This window comes from Rhodococcus sp. MS13, assembly GCF_013277835.1.
In the GTDB taxonomy this organism is placed as follows: domain Bacteria; phylum Actinomycetota; class Actinomycetes; order Mycobacteriales; family Mycobacteriaceae; genus Rhodococcus_F; species Rhodococcus_F erythropolis.
This window is the reverse complement of sequence record NZ_VBTL01000014.1, coordinates 26,486-41,984: the sequence shown is the minus strand read 5'-3', so window position 1 is coordinate 41,984 and position 15,499 is coordinate 26,486. Positions and strand designations below refer to the sequence as shown.

Genomic DNA, 15,499 nt, shown 5'->3' with positions numbered 1-15,499 from the left:
GTAGTCCCCCGGTACCGGCTGAGGAGGTACCTGGGGACTGCGTCTGCCGTACCCGGGGTCGATGTGTGAGTGCCCTCGGACAGGCAGAGTTCGACTCATGAAAACCGGAGCAAGACGCATCATGCTTGTCGGCCTGTGCAGCGCCATGGTTGCCGGCGCTGTAATCAGCTGCAGCACGGACAAATCCGCAGACAATCCCACATCCACCACTGACAAGGTCATGGACTCTGCCATCACCGGCCAGCTCGATTCGATCATCGACGCTGCGGTGAATTCGACGGGGATTCCCGGTGCGATGGTGGGCATTTGGGGACCCGACGGCAACTATGTGAAGGTTGCAGGAGTCGCCGACACTGCAACCAAGGCACCGATGGAGACCGACTTCTACCACCGGATCGGTAGCGTCACCAAGACATTTACCGTCACCGCCCTGCTGCAATTGGTCGACGAGGGAAAGATCGGTCTCGACGATCCGATCTCCCAGTACGTCGACGGGGTCATGGAAGGTGATGCGATCAGCTTGCGTCATCTGGCAGGGATGCGCAGCGGCCTCGTGGACTACACGACGTCTGAACAGTTTGTGATGGAATATCTTTCGGATCCTCGCCGAACTTTCACACCGGAGGAACTCGTCGGATACGTCAAGGACCTCCCACTCCAACTTCGACCAGGGACCACCGTCGACTACTCGAACACCAACACTATTCTGCTGGGAATGGTGATCGAAAAGGTCTCCGGCTCAAAACTGTCGGACGTCATCGACACCAAGATCATGACACCACTCGGCATGGAGCACACCAGCTTTCCCACGACCAACGCGTTCCCGACACCACACGCACAGGGGTACACCAACCAAACGCTCGACGAATCCGTGACCGCGGCGACGGACTGGAATCCGTCGTGGGGCGGCGCCGCGGGTGCAATGATCTCGTCGTTGGACGACATGCGCATCTGGGTCCCGGCGCTGGCCAAGGGCGATCTCCTCACCGACGACACTCAGAAGCAGCGCCTGCAAACCGTGAACTTGAGCGAAGGGGACGACAGCTCCGGCTACGGACTCGGATTGTTCAACAGCGGTGGCTGGATCGGTCACAACGGAAGCCTGCCCGGCTACAAGACAGTCTCGGTCTACTTGCCCGAGAAGGACACCACCCTGGTTGTCTTCATCAACACCGACATCGACGGCGAGACTGATCTGACCAGCGCGTTGATGGTACCGATCACCAAGTTGATCAGCCCCGACAACGTCTACGGCTGATCACTTCAGGTCCGATCGACAATTCCGACAAACGTGACATATCGGGTTCGATCTGTCGATAAGCTCGACCGTCGGCAGATCGAAACCCGAAAGAGGCGCTCATGGGATCGTTGAACGACTGGCTACTCAACAGCGACAGCCCGCTCGTGGGCATAGTCGGCGGCATCCTGCTGACGATCGCAATGCTCTCCGGCGGTACGGGCATGTAGCCCATTCACATCAGCATGTGATTCGTGACATCTTCACGTGACTCAACGAACATGTTCGTTACGAACATGTTCGTTACGAACATGTTCGTGTACCGTGAAAATATGCCCAATCAGCCAGCAAGTCCATCGAGCCGACGCAATCGTCCGGCCAAACCCGCTCTGACACGCGAGGGCATCGTCAGTACCGCGGTGGAAATCTTGCGGTCGGAGGGGTTGCAGAAGTTGACCATGCGTCGACTCGCCCTCGAACTCGACACCGGGCCGGCGTCGCTGTACGTGTACGTTCAAAATACCGCCGAATTGCACGCCGCCGTTCTGGACGAACTGCTCGGAGTCGTGGACCTCGCCGAAAATTCCTCCGGCACTTGGCAAGCGCGCCTCGAACGGGTGCTGACGTCCTACACGGCCATACTGTTCGATCATCCCGGCCTTGCCCAGTCGGCTCTCGTTTCCCGGCCCAGCGGAGTTCACTACGTACGCCTGCTCGAGCGCCTGCTGGCATTGCTCGACGAAGGCGAAGTCCCTTCGGGTCAAGCCGCGTGGGGCGTGGACTTGCTGCTGCAGTACGCGACGTCCACTGCTGCCGAACACTCGGCGCCGAACAATTCTGCCGACTCGGATGCCCAATGGAGCGCGTTGACCGACGCAATCCGGAACGCAAACCCGCAGACGCACCCACTCGTCGCAGGCCATGCAACAGCTCTACTTGCCGGTGAACCCACCGCGCGCCTCTCCTGGGGATTCCGCACGCTCATCACGGGCATCGAGAACACTCCACTCACTTCTTAGGAACCCACCATGAACCACTACCCCATCGCAATCATCGGCGCCGGCCTCGGCGGCCTCACCCTCGCCCGAGTCCTCCATCTCCGCGGAATCGATTCGGCGGTATTCGATTTCGAATCCGGACCAACAGCTCGGACCCAAGGCGGGATGCTCGACATCCACGAAGACTCGGGCCAGATCGCGCTTCGTGCCGCAGGCCTCTACGACGAGTTCCGCGCACTCGTTCATCAAGGCGGCGAAGAGACACGCGTCCTCGATCGAAATGCCGTCGTGCACCTGAGCGAGCAGGACACCGGAGACGGCGACCGCCCGGAAATCGACCGCGGCCAGCTGCGTGACCTACTGCTCAGCTCAATTCCGAAAGAAACAATCCGCTGGGGAGCAAAGGTCCGCAGTGCCCATCCGTTGCCGGACGGTCGGCATGAAGTCCACCTCGTGGATGGCACCCACTTCACCACCGATCTCCTGGTCGGCGCCGACGGCGCGTGGTCGAAAATTCGCCCACTGGTTTCAAACGCCACTCCTGCCTATACCGGAGTATCTTTCGTGGAGTTCGACCTTCACGACGCCGACAACCAGCACGCGAAGGCCGCTGAAACAGTCGGCGGCGGAATGATGTTCGCGCTCAGTGCCGACAAGGGCTTCCTTGCCCACCGTGAGACCGACAACAGTCTGCACATCTACGCCGCCCTGCGGGTTCCCGAGAACTGGTCAGCGAGTGTCGACTTCTCCGACGATCATATTGCGAAGAAGATTCTGCTGGAACACTTCTCGGACTGGGACGAGTCGCTGCGGTCACTGATCGTCGAAGCGGACAGCTCGCTGACCCCTCGCCCCATCCATGCTCTTCCCATCGGGCACAGTTGGAGCCGTACTCCCGGGGTCACTCTGCTCGGGGACGCAGCGCATGTCATGTCGCCGTTTGCCGGAGAGGGCGCGAACCTGGCAATGCTCGACGGCGCCGAACTCGGCCAGGCGATCGCGTCACATAGCGGCACGGAGGAAGGACTTGCTGCCTACGAAGAACGACTCTTCCCACGCAGCGCCGCATCGGCACAACAGTCGGCTGACGGTCTGGACATGTGCTTCGGCGAGAACGCACCCCAGGGGCTCCTGGACATGTTCAACTCACAACCGTGACCTGACGAATTCGGATCAGGTCGTCATGCCTCGAGGGCAAGCGACGAAGACAAACCACGGTGGGCTTCGACTTCATCGAGCAGTTGGTGGGCTTTCTGCTCGACCACGGACAGTGCATCGGCGCCGGCGACCCACCGACGCGGGGGTAGCGGCGAATCGACAAGTGCCACAAGTGCCGCGGCAAGTTTCACCGGATCCCCACCCTGGGCACCGTTCATGCTCTTCCACGCTTCGACGGTCTTGCCAGTCCGGGCGTCGTAATCGTCTATCGACAATTCAGGCCAGATCGACGACGCACCCTCGACAAGCAGTTCGGTCCGGAAGAATCCCGGCTCCACGATCGTCGTCCCGATTCCGTACGGTTCGACGTCGAATCGCAATGATTCCATCCAGCCCTCCAGCGCAAATTTCGACGCGGCGTAGGCTGCGCAAAACTCCTGACCAACCAGGCCCGCAAGCGAACTGACAGTCACGACATGTCCACTCCGTTGCCTACGCATCACCGGCAACACCGCCCGTGTCACATTGATCGGCCCGAAAAAGTTGGTCTCCATCTGAGCGCGAAGTTGCGCCGGACTGACAACCTCGAAGAACCCGGCGTAGAAGTTTCCGGCGTTGTTCACCAGCACATCGATTCCACCGAATCGCGCAACTGCCGTGTCCACCGCAGCATGTGCGGCTTGTTCGTCGGTGATGTCCAAGGCAATCACCAACAGGTCGTCATGCTCACCGATCGCTGCAGAAACACGGTCCGCATCACGCCCCGTTGCCACCACCGCGTGCCCGCCGGCAAGAGCCGCCTGAGCAATGTCGACTCCCATGCCCCGGCCTGCGCCGGTTACGAACCAGACTTTCTTGTCACCCATGTTCACTGTCCTCCCGTTTGATGGAGTCCAGTACAGAACAGATTCCACGGGCCTGGGAGTGCCTATCGTTCCCGGTAACAGCAGACCCCCTCGGCGCCCCTCCTACTCGCGAAGAGTCGTCAAGAAGGCAATACGGTCACCACGGTAGAGCGAGCGAACCCGCTCGATCGGCACACCATCCGGGTCGACAGACGTGCGGTGCAGTAGAAGCATCGGCATCGAGGTGGTGGACTCGACGAGGGTTGCCTCCCGCGGTGAGGCAAGTACCGTCTCGATCCGTTCGGTTGCGGAGGCGAAGACCACGCCGATCGAGCGAATGGCCGCGTAGAGCGATGTCGTCGCGTCGAAAGCGTCGAGCATTTCACCGAACCTGCTGTCCGGCAGGAAGGTTGATTCGAGTCCGATCTTCTCACCGTCGGCGAAGAGGACACGCTCGAGATGAACGACGCTGTCGCCCAACTCGATACCCAACTCCGTGGCGAGACCGTCGTCGGCCGACATTCGTTCGAACGTCACAACCTTACGACTGGGCACTCGCCCAGCACTCAGTGCGCCTTCGGTATAAGAACGAATCGAGAGCGGCTGAACCAACTTCGGACTCGCGACGACAGTGCCCCGCCCCCGCCGCTCGATCCGTCCTTCGACAAGCAGATCACGAAGCGCTTGACGGACCGTCTCGCGAGCGACAGTGAAACGTGCCGCCAATTCCCGCTCGGACGGGACTGCGTCGCCCTCCTCGAGCCCACTGAGAATGGTCTCGATCTCGGTGCGCACCCGGTAGTACTTCAGCTCCGGTTCGATCACGACGCTCGAGGTCCCCGGCCCGGTGGACGTCTGCTGATTCATGGCGCAAGCGTACAAGAATTCGGTCTATACCAATTGTTAACCTGGAGTTCGTCTCGATTCCCCCTATTGGTCTAGACCAAACGTCACTATCTCTACATGCGAATTTTGATTGTGGGCGGAGGAATCCTCGGAACGGCGCACGCCGACGAGGCAATCCGCCGGGGACACGACGTCATCCATCTCGAACGCGAGCCCGAAGCCCGCGGTGCAACGGTACGGAACTTCGGATTGGTCTGGGTATCCGGGCGCGCTCCGCACGAACTCGAAGCCGCGCTGCGTTCGCGCGAGCTGTGGGCGGACCTTGCCGCCCGTGTCCCCGGCGTCGGATACCGCCCGGCCGGCTCCATCACCCTCATGCGCACCGAGGAGGAGGTCGCAGTCGCGCAGGAAGCATTCGCTCGGCCGGACGCCGACAACCGAGGGTTCGCACTTCTCGATCCCGACGCCGTTCGCGTCGTCAACCCCGCGCTCCGGGGCAAGTTTCTCGGCGGACTGCACTGCACCCTGGACGCCGCTGTCGAGTCACGGCAAGCGCTCCCCGCCATCCGTTCTTACCTCGAATCCACCGGCCGTTACACCTTCCACGCCGGAACGGAAGCCCGCGAGATCACGACGAACACCCCCGGCGTACACATCCGCGACGATCGCGGTCGCAACTTCGACGCCGATCTCGTGATCGTCTGCCCCGGAGCAACACTCGGCGGATTGGCCCGCGATCTCGCCGGCGATCTCCCGTTGCGACGTGTGCGCCTGCAGATGATGCAGACCGCCCCACTCGGCGAAAAGCTCACCACCGCAATCGCTGACGGTGACAGCTTCCGCTACTACCCCGGTTTCGCCGGATCTGCCCTCGATCACCTTCGCACGGTGCAGCCACAGGAACCGACTGCCGAGGAGCACCGCATGCAACTCCTGTGCGTGCAGCGCTTGCACGGCGGTCTGACCATCGGTGACACCCACGAATACGAGGAGCCCTTCGACTTCGACGTCGACGAGGCGCCCTATCGCCATCTGTCCGGAGTGGTGGAAACACTTCTGGGGCGCGATCTTCCGCCCATCGTCAAGCGATGGGCGGGCGTCTACAGCCAGTGCCTCGACCCCTCACAACTTGTTCACCGCGCACAAGCCGCCGACAACGTCTGGGTGGTTGCCGGTCCCGGTGGCCGCGGCATGACGCTCGGCCCGGCACTGGCGGAACAAACCGCCGACCAGCTCGGTCTCTGAATCCTTCCGACAAGAAAGACTTCTCATGTCTCCCATCACCCTTGCCGTTCTCGACATGGCCGGCACCACCGTCGCCGACGACGGACTGGTTCTTCGCGCGTTCGCCGCCGCTGCCGAAGCCGGCGGACTGCCTGCCGAAGGCCCGGAAGCCGACGCCGCTCGCCAGTACGTCCTCGACACCATGGGCCAGTCGAAGATCGTCGTGTTCCGGGCGATCTTCGGTGACGAGAACCGCGCCCAGGCCGCGAACGCCGCATTCGAAACCACTTACGATTCCCTCATCGACCAGGGGCTGGCCGAGCCGATCCCTGGCGCGGAGAAGGCGATCACCACACTGCGCGAGGCCGGCATCAAAGTTGCCTTGACCACCGGGTTCAGCCGATCGACGCAGGACAAACTCCTCGTCGCGCTCGGCTGGGAAACCCTCGCCGATCTCACCCTCTCCCCCGCCGAGGCCGGTCGCGGTCGACCGTACCCGGACCTGATTCTGACTGCCCTGCTCAAACTTTCGATCGACGACGTCCACCAGATCGCCGTACTCGGCGACACGTCCAACGACGTGCTCAGCGGCATTCGTTCCGGCGCATCCATCGTCGCCGGAACTCTGACCGGCGCACACGACGAGCAACAGCTTCGCGACGCCGGAGCCACCCACATCGTCCCGTCGGTGACGGAGTTCGCCGAACTCCTCACCCACTCCTGATCTCACCTCCGAAAAAGGAATCGTCATGCGTCTACGCCCGAGCATCGCTGCGGCCGCTCTCGCCGTGTCCGTCCTTTCGTTCACCACCGCCTGCGGTGGCACCGGCACTGCTGCCGGATCAGACACCGAAACCGTCACCGTCTACAGCGCCGACGGTCTGTCCGGTTGGTACAAGGGAAGATTCGACGCCTTCACCGCGCAGACCGGTATCGCCGTCAACCTCGTGGAAGCCGGATCCGGCGAGGTCGTCTCGCGGGTCGAGAAAGAACAGTCCAACCCACAGGCGGACGTGATCATCACGCTGCCGCCGTTCATCCAGAAGGCCGACGCCCAAGGTCTGCTCGAGCCCAGCGGAATCGACACCTCCGCCGTTCCCGCGGACGAGAAGGACGACGCCGGCAAATACGTACCCGTCGTCGAGAATTACCTCTCGTTCATCGCCAATCCGACTGCGTCACCCGCCCCACAATCTTGGGACGACCTGCTCACTGATCAGTTCAAGGGCAAGTTGCAGTACTCCACGCCCGGCCAGGCCGGCGACGGTACCGCGGTGTTGTTGCTGCTCCAGCATCTGATGGGCAAGGAAGGCGCACTCGACTACCTCGGAAAGCTCCAGGCCAACAACGTCGGTCCCTCGTCCTCCACCGGAAAGCTCCAGCCCAAGGTCAGCAACGGGGAACTCCTGGTCGCCAACGGTGACGTCCAGATGAACCTCGCCTCCATCGCCGACGACGGCTCGAAGTTCGACATCTTCTTCCCCGCGGGAGCCGACGGCACTCGCACCACCATTGCACTGCCCTACGTGATGGGCCTCGCCAAGAGCGCACCGAGCAGCGAACAAGCCAAGAAGTTGATGGAGTTCCTGCTCTCCGAAGAATCCCAGAAGACCGTCGCCACCGATGCACTCGGCGTATCGGTCCGCGAGGACGTCCGAAGCAGTGCCGGTGAATCGACCGACAAGAACACGCCTTCGGGAGTTCTGCAGGGCGTCAACGTGTGGACCCCGAACTGGAACGACGTCCTCAGCTCGCTCGACGCCGACATCGCCGCTTACCAGAAAGCCACCGGGAGCTGATCATGGCAAGAACCAGACTGGGGCGGACGCTCCCCGAGACCGTCGGTGTTCACGGAGCGATCGAACATTCCGCTCCGGCCATCACCTTCGATCGCGTCAACGTCGCCTACGGCCGCGGGAAGACCGCAACCCATGCACTCGTCGATTTCAATCTGCGAGTGGCACCGGGTGAAACTGTGGCACTGCTGGGGCCCAGTGGATCCGGCAAGTCGACCGCCCTGAAGGCCCTCGCGGGATTTGTCCGCCCCACGTCCGGTTCCGTCAAGCTCGGCACCCGAGACGTCACCAATCTGCCTCCCGCACAACGCGGTATCGGCGTCGTCGTTCAGTCGTACGCTCTTTTCCCGCACATGCGAGTTTCCGAGAACGTAGCCTTCGGACTCCGAGCCCATCGCGTGCCGCGCTCGGAGATCGGCCCTCGCGTAGCCGAAGCCCTCGACATGGTCGGGATGTCGGCGTACGGAAAGCGCCTTCCCCGTGAGCTTTCCGGCGGTCAACAGCAGCGAATCGCAATCGCCCGAGCCTTGGCAATTCGCCCTGGAGTACTCCTCCTCGACGAACCACTGGCCGCCCTGGATGCGCAACTTCGCGAGAGCATGCTCGGCGAACTGGCGAGACTGCGCGCCGCACTACCTGACACAGCCATGCTCTATGTGACGCACGATCAGAGTGAAGCCCTGGCGCTCGCAGACCGAATCGCAGTGATGCGCAACGCCAGACTCGCGGACATCGACACCGCCGAGGCCTTGTGGAAACGCCCGCCGTCCAGCTTCACCGCGGCCTTCCTCGGGGGTGCGAACCTGCTGCCCTGCACCGTCACACGCGTCATCGGCACCTCCGCACTGGTCTCGATCGGTGGCACGCCGTTCACCGCTCACGCCCCGCAGCCCGAGATCGGGCACATCGAATGGGAGTCCGACATGGACGCCTACCTGTGTGTTCGTCCACACGCGGTAGGCGTAACCGGCGTCGGCGCACGAGGATCATTCCCGGCGCGCATCGTCTCGAGCGTCTGGCGCGGTTCCACGACGCGTCTGACGCTGGCTGTCCGTGGCCTCGACGACGTCCGCGTCGACGCGGATGTTCCAGGGCACGACGAACGACCGGTCGACACCGAAGTGGGCGTCGTCTTGCCCACGGACGGCAGTGTCCTGGTTCCGGCGGATCGCCACCCATGACGACAACCTTGGAACGCCCCGAAACCGCTGTGCCCCAGCACAAAGACCCGATCCCGTGGCGCCGGATCGGGTGGACGCTACCGCCACTGCTTCTAGTCCTCGTGTTTGCTGTCTACCCCACTGCGCGTGTCCTCACGGAATCGCTGAGCACCGGAAGCGGCACCGGGTTGTCCACGTGGTCCTCCGTGCTCGGTTCGGAACTGTTCAGGACCGCACTCTGGCGGACCATCCAGATCGCCGTGGCGTCGACTCTGGGGTGCCTGATCCTGGGAACCTTCCTCGCCTTGGTGCTTGCCTTCGTTCCATTCGCCGGATCCAAGGTGGTGGGGCGATTGATCGACACCGTGCTCGCCCTGCCGTCATTCCTGATCACGCTGGCGTTCACGTTTCTGTACGGCACGGCCGGCGCCGTCAACGCCTTGATCATCAGCATCACCGGCGACGCGAGCGGCCCGCTGAACTTCCTGAACACTCCGTTCGGAGTCATCGCGGCCGAAATCACCTTCTTCACACCCTTTGTCGTGCGTCCGCTGTTGGCCGCGTTCACCCAGATTCCGCGTGAACAGCTCGACGTTGCAGCCAGTCTCGGCGCGTCACCCGTCCGAGTTCTGCGGCAGGTGGTGATGCCGGAAGCGTGGCCAGCCCTCCTGGCCGGTGGATCACTCGTACTTCTGATGACACTGAATGAATTCGGCATTGTGCTCTTCACCGGAGCAAAAGACGTCGTAACTCTTCCGGTCCTCATCTACACCCGCGGCATTGTCACCTTCGACTTGCCCGGCGCGGCAGTGATCGCGACGGTCCAGGTCGCACTCTCACTCGGCCTGTACTGCCTCTACCGATTCACCTTCAACAGATTGATGGGAGGCAGCCGTGCTGCTGTGGACACGAAGCTCTAGGGCTCTCGTACTCGGATTCTTCACCCTGGTCGTCGCGGTGGTTTTTGTCGCGCCCATCGCCACCGTCGTCGCGGCTGCCTTGGCCGGATCGTGGACCGGTCCACTTCCGTCGAATCTCGGCGGCAAGAACTTCTCCACGGCGCTGTCCGACGAGAACTTCGCCAGCCTGATCGTCAGTTTGCAGACTGCATTCATCTCGGGAGCACTGGCATTGATCGTCGGAACGTGGGCCGCGCTGGCCTCTCGTGAGGCACCGATGTGGCTGCGGCGCATCACCGATGCCGTATTCCATTTACCGATTGCGGTTCCGTCGGTCGCGATCGGCTTGGGTCTGCTCATCACTTTCAACGAGCGCCCATTACTGCTCGGCGGCACCAAATGGATCGTGATTCTCGCTCACACGGTTTTGGTGCTTGCCTTTGCCTTCAGTTCCGTATCGGCCGCGCTCGAACGGCTCGATCCCGCCTACCGTCAAGCTGCCGAATCACTCGGCGCCGGCCCAGTGCGGGTGCTGACGCGGGTGACGCTACCGCTGCTGCTCCCAGCGTTGGGTGCGGCCGCCGGGCTTTCCATCGCACTGTCGATGGGTGAGCTGGGCGCAACGGTCATGGTCTACCCGGCGACATGGAAGACCTTGCCGGTCAGTATCTTCGGACTCACCGACCGCGGCCAGGTATTTCTTGCCGCAGCAAATACGACACTGCTGCTTGCAGTTACCCTGATCGCCCTCATGGTGGTTGGCAGAATCCGTCGGCGCTGACCTTGCTGTGCGCCTTTATTAACCGCCCGCGGTTAATAAAGGCGCACAGCAAGGGGTTTATCCCTTCCGCAAGATGTACCGCTGAACCTTGCCACTCGGGGTCTTGGGCAGGTTCGGAACAAAGTGCACTGTGCGCGGGTACGCGTGCGCTGCAAACTTCTTCTTCACCAGGGTTTGCAGTTCCTTCTCGAGTTCGTCGTCGCCGTCGACACCTTCGCGAAGTACGACGAACGCCTCGAGGACCTCACCGCGCAACTCGTCGGGCATGCCCACCACTGCCGCCTCGATGACGTGCTCGTGCATGACCAGCACGCTCTCGACGTCGAAGGGACCGATGCGGTAGCCCGCCATGATGATGACGTCGTCGTCGCGCGAGGAGAAGAAGAAGAATCCGTCCTCGTCCGTCATTCCGGCGTCACCGGTGATGTACCAGCGACCGTCTTCGCTGAATCGCTGCTTCGTCTTCTCCGGCGCATCGACGTATCCGGTGAACCACATCAACGGGCTGTTGTGAGTATCGATCGCCACGCGTCCCTGAGTGCGAGCCGGTGCGATGTCATCCGAATTGTCCTCCAGCACAGCGGCAGACCAGCCCGGCAACGGACGACCCATGGATCCTGGACGGACGTCCTCGCGGAGTCCGTCGGCCCAGGCGTTGACGATGAACATGCCGTGCTCGGTCTGGCCGTAGTGATCACGAACCTCGACGCCCAACGAGTTCTTCGACCACGCAACAACATCCGGAGTCAAGGGCTCACCGGCCGAGGACGCGCGGCGAAGCGAGATGCCTTCCGGAACGGGTGCCTTGTCGGCACGCAGACTGCGGTACACGGTCGGAGCAGCGGCAAAATTGGTGACACCGAACTTCTCGATGATCTGCCACGTCAGCGGCGCGGAGAATCCGGCGTGCAGCAGAATGCTTCGCGTTCCCGCGGCAAGCGGACCGAGCAACGCGTAGTACAGCCCGTACGCCCAGCCCGGGTCTGCGGCGTTCCAGAACACGTCGTCCTGACGGACGTCGAGGCCGAACTCCTGGTAGGCGTGGAACGACGCGAGCGCGCGCACCGGAACCGGCACGCCCTTGGGTGTCCCCGTGGTGCCACTGGTGAACAACTGCACCATCGGTGCGTTGCCGCCGACTGCCTGAGCAGCGCCCTTCGGGTCTCCTGCATCCTGAGCTGCGACAAGTGCATCGAAGTCCAACTCGTCACCGGCCGCGCCGCCCGCGACGATGACCTGCCACGCTGCGTCGGCGGGGATGTCCTCGCCCGGCGCGAGCTTGTCGAGCTGATTGGCGTCGGAAACGACCACCTTCGCGCCACTGGCCGTCAAGCGGAAAGCGATGGCCGGCGAAGCGAACGCCGTGAACAAGGGCACGTGGACCGCGCCGCGGCGCCAGATTCCGAGGAGCGCGACCACGAGGTCCGCAGACTTGCCCATCAAGGTCGCGACGTTGTCACCCGGCTCGACTCCGAGGTCCGTCAGAGCTGCCGCGAAACGCGCGGACTGCTCACGTAGATGACCGTAAGTGAGGTCCACCGAGCTAAGGTCTGCCTCGACGACGGTGAATGCAACGCCATCCGCGGGATGCCGATCGCAGAGCAATTCTGCGGCGCTGGCATGCGGGGTGTCGTACTGGTCCAGCAGCTCGCGCACCCGTGCGGTGGGATCGGTGCTCATCAACTTGCTCCTTCTCGATCGTCGTATGGTTGGCCCGACCGGTTACGTTGGCGGCTCGTCATACGTACTGTTCACCCCCTATGATCTAGCTCACAAGAGAACTTCACTACCCCCAGAAAGGGGTACCTGCGTGAATCGACATGCTTCGTCACTTCTGCGTCCCCGCGACGGGGACGCTATGCGAGGTGAACTCCGAACAATTGCAGCTCAGGGCGTTGTTCCCGTGCTGTTCGGAGGCGAGGTCCAGGACGGAACCCTGCACCTGAGCGAATTCGTCGGCACCCGCACCAACAATCTCAAGGGCTTGGCCATCCCGCCGCGCTCGGGTATGGGCGGACGCGTCGTCGCCCAGGGTTCACCGATCACCGTCAACGATTACGGCAATTCGCAGTCCATCACTCATCACTTCGACCGGCCTGTTCTGAGCGAGGGCCTGCATTCGATCATCGCCGTTCCGGTCATGGTGTCCGGCAAATCGCGCGCGGTCCTCTACGCCGCGATCCGCGACTCCGCTCCCCTCGGCGATCGCACAGCAGACGTCATGGTCAGCGCATCCCGGCGTCTCGGGATGGAGTTCGCCATCCGCGACGAGGTCGATCGTCGCCTGCAACTACTTCAGGCCGCCGCCGCGACCACCGCCGACGGTATGTCTTCGGAAGAGATCCGCGGAGTCCACGCCGAACTACGCAGTGTCGCCCAGACCGTGACCGACACCGACTTGCAGACCAAGCTCCGCGGACTTTCCCAGCGTTTGGCCAACCTGCTGCGCCCTACCACCGACGCCGAATCCGCCGTCGCACTCACCCCACGTGAAGTGGATGTTCTCTCGCAAGTCGCACTCGGCTGCACCAACATCGAAGCCGGCCAAAGGCTTTCCCTTCGACCTGAAACAGTCAAGAGCTATCTGCGAAGCGCGATGGGAAAGCTGGACGCGAGCTCACGCCACGAAGCCGTGGTGACCGCCCGCAGGTTGGGACTGCTCCCCTGACGGGTCAGTAGCCCTCCGGCAGAGCGGTGAGCATGTCGCGGGTGACTGCGACGGCGTTGTCCGAACTTCCGCCCCGCACAACCAGAGTGGCGAAGGCCAGGTTGCCGCGATAGCCGACGAACCACGCATGCGATCCCCCGTCGACCTCGGCTTCACCGGTCTTGCCGTACACCTCACCCTGATCTTCGACGCGTTCTGCAGTACCGCTGGTGACCACGAGTCGCATCATGCCGCGCAGGCCGTCGACCATGGCGGGCGAGATCGCCGGGCGCTCACCGTCGATGGTGGTTTCGCGCCCTGAAATCAGTTGCGGCACCGGAGTCGAACCGTTCGCGACCGTCGCCGCTGCCATCGCCATTCCGAACGGACTGACCACGACCTTTCCCTGACCGAACCCGTCTTCGGTCCGCTGCACCAGGTCCGACGCCGGCGGCACCGAACCGGAATCGATCGGCAATCCCACCACGTTGTAGTCCTGGCCGATGCCGAACTGCGCTGCGGCAGTGGTCAACGTGTCTGGTTGCATCTCGCTGGCCAGCTTGGCGAAGGACGTGTTGCACGAACGCGCGAAGGCCGTTGCCATCGGCACCGTGCCGAGTGAGAACTCGTTGTAGTTGGGGACGCTGCGCTCACCGATCTCGATCCGGCCCGGGCAGGGCACCATCGTGTCGGGGGTCGCCTGACCGGTCGAAATTGCGGCGCCTGCCGTGATGATCTTGAACGTCGAACCGGGCGGGTACTGACCCATCGTCGCGACCGGTCCGTCGCGGTCTGCTGCCTTGTTCTGTGCGACAGCCAGGATCGCCCCACTCGACGGTTCGATGACCACCATCATCGCCTGATCCTTGTTCACGTTCACGGCACGCTGAGCAGCGATCTGAATGTTGCGATCCAAACTGATACTGAACGACGGAACAGGTTGCGGCGCAGTCTCGGTCAGCACATCGGTGTCGACGCCGTTCTGGTTGACCGTGACGACACTCCAGCCGGCTTTGCCGTCGACCTCGTCGATGATCGTCTTCTTGATCTGCCCGAGAAGGTCGGGCGCGAACTCCGGGTCCGTCGAGACGAGATCCGATTCGTCCGAGACAGAGACTCCCGAGATGGCTCCCAGTTGCGCCGATACCTGGTCGTAGTCGTCACTGCGCAGGCGGGTCACCAGATAGTCGCCCTTGACGGCCGTCGAGGATTCGGCGATCGATTGACCCGTCAGCGAAGAATCGAACCGACCGAGAACACTTGCGAGATTGTTTGCGGAACCAATGATGTCGTTGCTCTTGGAGCGATCGAACTTCACTCGGTAGACAATTCCCGGCACCAGGACATCCGTGCCCGAATGCTCGTTGACCCGCGCTCGCGGCGCCGCGGTTGCCCGCAACGACATCGTCTGCTTGTCACCGAGGCGCGGGTGAACGTCCGTCGAACTCCACCGGACGGACCAGTCGCCGTCCTTGCGTCCCATCTGCAGCTCGCCGTCGTACGTCCACACACGGTCTTTCGGAAGGTGCCACTCGTAGGTGTAGCCGACCGTCGCAGTGTCACCGTTCATCTTCACCGACGTGGTCTCGGCAGTCATCGACTCGGCCTGGAGCGCATCCCAGGTGTCACTCAATACAGGACCCGCGGAATCAGGCCGGTCCGTCAGTTTTGCTGCCTCGTCGATATCCCTGTCACCGAACGCACTCAGGAACTGCTGCGCGACGGGCTCGGGGCCGGCGGGTTTCGGAGTACACGAACTGATCCCCACCGCCAAGAAAATCACGGTGCAGGAGGCCAACAGTTGGGCCGAGCGACTACGAGAGAAATGCCGAGTGTTCATCGAGCCCCATAGTAGGGCGACAAATGCTCCACCCAGCGTAGGCGCGACCATTGCACGCAGCTTGTACG

14 protein-coding genes are annotated in these 15,499 nt (G+C 62.6%); 10 read left to right on the top strand and 4 right to left on the bottom strand.

Annotation, left to right across the window (positions count from 1 at the left end; all coding sequences use genetic code 11):
* The first annotated feature begins 97 nt into the window (after window positions 1-97).
* The 3 genes from FEZ59_RS28550 to FEZ59_RS28540 all read left to right on the top strand — a co-directional run bounded on the left by FEZ59_RS28550 (window position 98) and on the right by FEZ59_RS28540 (window position 3,393).
* Complete coding sequence (locus FEZ59_RS28550; RefSeq protein ID WP_134998829.1) at window positions 98-1,258, top strand: serine hydrolase domain-containing protein; 1,161 nt, start codon at window positions 98-100, stop codon at window positions 1,256-1,258.
* Window positions 1,259-1,569: 311 nt separating this feature from the next.
* Window positions 1,570-2,256 carry a TetR/AcrR family transcriptional regulator C-terminal domain-containing protein gene (locus FEZ59_RS28545; RefSeq protein ID WP_020969360.1) on the top strand — a complete coding sequence of 229 codons (687 nt, stop codon included), beginning with the start codon at window positions 1,570-1,572 and terminating at the stop codon, window positions 2,254-2,256.
* Between the two features lie 9 nt (window positions 2,257-2,265).
* Window positions 2,266-3,393 (top strand): NAD(P)/FAD-dependent oxidoreductase, encoded by a 1,128-nt coding sequence (locus FEZ59_RS28540; RefSeq protein ID WP_060939584.1) that lies wholly within the window; start codon window positions 2,266-2,268, stop codon window positions 3,391-3,393.
* A gap of 23 nt (window positions 3,394-3,416) precedes the next feature.
* Here FEZ59_RS28540 and FEZ59_RS28535 read toward each other — a convergent pair whose 3' ends face one another.
* Both FEZ59_RS28535 and FEZ59_RS28530 read right to left on the bottom strand, forming a co-directional pair.
* Window positions 3,417-4,259, bottom strand: a complete 843-nt coding sequence (locus FEZ59_RS28535) for an SDR family NAD(P)-dependent oxidoreductase (protein ID WP_134998828.1) — start codon at window positions 4,257-4,259, stop codon at window positions 3,417-3,419.
* Between the two features lie 102 nt (window positions 4,260-4,361).
* Entirely contained in the window at window positions 4,362-5,105 is a 744-nt protein-coding gene (locus FEZ59_RS28530) for a GntR family transcriptional regulator (protein WP_019748005.1), read from the bottom strand.
* 96 nt (window positions 5,106-5,201) lie between these two features.
* On the opposite strand from FEZ59_RS28530, the gene FEZ59_RS28525 reads away from it, so the two are divergent.
* Genes FEZ59_RS28525 through FEZ59_RS28500 form a run of 6 tightly spaced genes read left to right on the top strand, consistent with a single transcriptional unit; the run spans window position 5,202 to window position 10,944 of the window.
* Complete coding sequence (locus FEZ59_RS28525; protein WP_019748004.1) at window positions 5,202-6,329, top strand: TIGR03364 family FAD-dependent oxidoreductase; 1,128 nt, start codon at window positions 5,202-5,204, stop codon at window positions 6,327-6,329.
* 25 nt (window positions 6,330-6,354) lie between these two features.
* Complete coding sequence (locus FEZ59_RS28520; protein ID WP_019748003.1) at window positions 6,355-7,032, top strand: phosphonatase-like hydrolase; 678 nt, start codon at window positions 6,355-6,357, stop codon at window positions 7,030-7,032.
* A gap of 25 nt (window positions 7,033-7,057) precedes the next feature.
* Window positions 7,058-8,107, top strand: a complete 1,050-nt coding sequence (locus tag FEZ59_RS28515) for a 2-aminoethylphosphonate ABC transporter substrate-binding protein (protein WP_020969356.1) — start codon at window positions 7,058-7,060, stop codon at window positions 8,105-8,107.
* A 2-nt stretch (window positions 8,108-8,109) separates the two neighbouring features.
* On the top strand, window positions 8,110-9,285 hold the full coding sequence (locus FEZ59_RS28510) for an ABC transporter ATP-binding protein (protein ID WP_020907382.1): 1,176 nt from the start codon (window positions 8,110-8,112) through the stop codon (window positions 9,283-9,285).
* Window positions 9,282-10,184 (top strand): 2-aminoethylphosphonate ABC transporter permease subunit, encoded by a 903-nt coding sequence (locus FEZ59_RS28505; protein WP_019748000.1) that lies wholly within the window; start codon window positions 9,282-9,284, stop codon window positions 10,182-10,184. The genes FEZ59_RS28510 and FEZ59_RS28505 overlap by 4 nt, the downstream gene beginning before the upstream one ends.
* The gene (locus tag FEZ59_RS28500; protein ID WP_019747999.1) at window positions 10,159-10,944 is read left to right on the top strand and encodes an ABC transporter permease subunit; all 786 of its coding nucleotides are present in this window, start codon (window positions 10,159-10,161) and stop codon (window positions 10,942-10,944) included. Before FEZ59_RS28505 ends, FEZ59_RS28500 begins: the two co-directional genes overlap by 26 nt.
* Window positions 10,945-11,001: 57 nt before the next feature.
* On the opposite strand, the gene FEZ59_RS28495 is transcribed toward FEZ59_RS28500, so the two are convergent.
* The gene (locus tag FEZ59_RS28495; RefSeq protein WP_172933503.1) at window positions 11,002-12,624 is read right to left on the bottom strand and encodes an AMP-binding protein; all 1,623 of its coding nucleotides are present in this window, start codon (window positions 12,622-12,624) and stop codon (window positions 11,002-11,004) included.
* Window positions 12,625-12,802: 178 nt separating this feature from the next.
* Between FEZ59_RS28495 and FEZ59_RS28490 the strand changes: the two genes are divergently transcribed.
* Window positions 12,803-13,612 carry a LuxR C-terminal-related transcriptional regulator gene (locus FEZ59_RS28490; RefSeq protein ID WP_069145988.1) on the top strand — a complete coding sequence of 270 codons (810 nt, stop codon included), beginning with the start codon at window positions 12,803-12,805 and terminating at the stop codon, window positions 13,610-13,612.
* Between the two features lie 4 nt (window positions 13,613-13,616).
* Here the strand turns inward: FEZ59_RS28490 and FEZ59_RS28485 are convergent, their stop codons facing one another.
* Window positions 13,617-15,431 carry a penicillin-binding transpeptidase domain-containing protein gene (locus FEZ59_RS28485; RefSeq protein WP_172933502.1) on the bottom strand — a complete coding sequence of 605 codons (1,815 nt, stop codon included), beginning with the start codon at window positions 15,429-15,431 and terminating at the stop codon, window positions 13,617-13,619.
* Between the last annotated feature and the right edge of the window lie 68 nt (window positions 15,432-15,499).

Excerpts from the sequence above, each read along its gene's own strand:
- FEZ59_RS28545 (WP_020969360.1), top strand. The coding sequence starts at position 1,570 with ATGCCCAATCAGCCAGCAAGTCCATCGAGCCGACGCAATCGTCCGGCC.
- FEZ59_RS28495 (WP_172933503.1), bottom strand. The coding sequence starts at position 12,624 with ATGAGCACCGATCCCACCGCACGGGTGCGCGAGCTGCTGGACCAGTAC.
- FEZ59_RS28525 (WP_019748004.1), top strand. The coding sequence starts at position 5,202 with ATGCGAATTTTGATTGTGGGCGGAGGAATCCTCGGAACGGCGCACGCC.
- FEZ59_RS28485 (WP_172933502.1), bottom strand. The coding sequence starts at position 15,431 with ATGAACACTCGGCATTTCTCTCGTAGTCGCTCGGCCCAACTGTTGGCC.
- FEZ59_RS28490 (WP_069145988.1), top strand. The coding sequence starts at position 12,803 with ATGCGAGGTGAACTCCGAACAATTGCAGCTCAGGGCGTTGTTCCCGTG.
- FEZ59_RS28550 (WP_134998829.1), top strand. The coding sequence starts at position 98 with ATGAAAACCGGAGCAAGACGCATCATGCTTGTCGGCCTGTGCAGCGCC.
- FEZ59_RS28515 (WP_020969356.1), top strand. The coding sequence starts at position 7,058 with ATGCGTCTACGCCCGAGCATCGCTGCGGCCGCTCTCGCCGTGTCCGTC.
- FEZ59_RS28505 (WP_019748000.1), top strand. The coding sequence starts at position 9,282 with ATGACGACAACCTTGGAACGCCCCGAAACCGCTGTGCCCCAGCACAAA.
- FEZ59_RS28530 (WP_019748005.1), bottom strand. The coding sequence starts at position 5,105 with ATGAATCAGCAGACGTCCACCGGGCCGGGGACCTCGAGCGTCGTGATC.
- FEZ59_RS28535 (WP_134998828.1), bottom strand. The coding sequence starts at position 4,259 with ATGGGTGACAAGAAAGTCTGGTTCGTAACCGGCGCAGGCCGGGGCATG.
- FEZ59_RS28510 (WP_020907382.1), top strand. The coding sequence starts at position 8,110 with ATGGCAAGAACCAGACTGGGGCGGACGCTCCCCGAGACCGTCGGTGTT.
- FEZ59_RS28520 (WP_019748003.1), top strand. The coding sequence starts at position 6,355 with ATGTCTCCCATCACCCTTGCCGTTCTCGACATGGCCGGCACCACCGTC.
- FEZ59_RS28540 (WP_060939584.1), top strand. The coding sequence starts at position 2,266 with ATGAACCACTACCCCATCGCAATCATCGGCGCCGGCCTCGGCGGCCTC.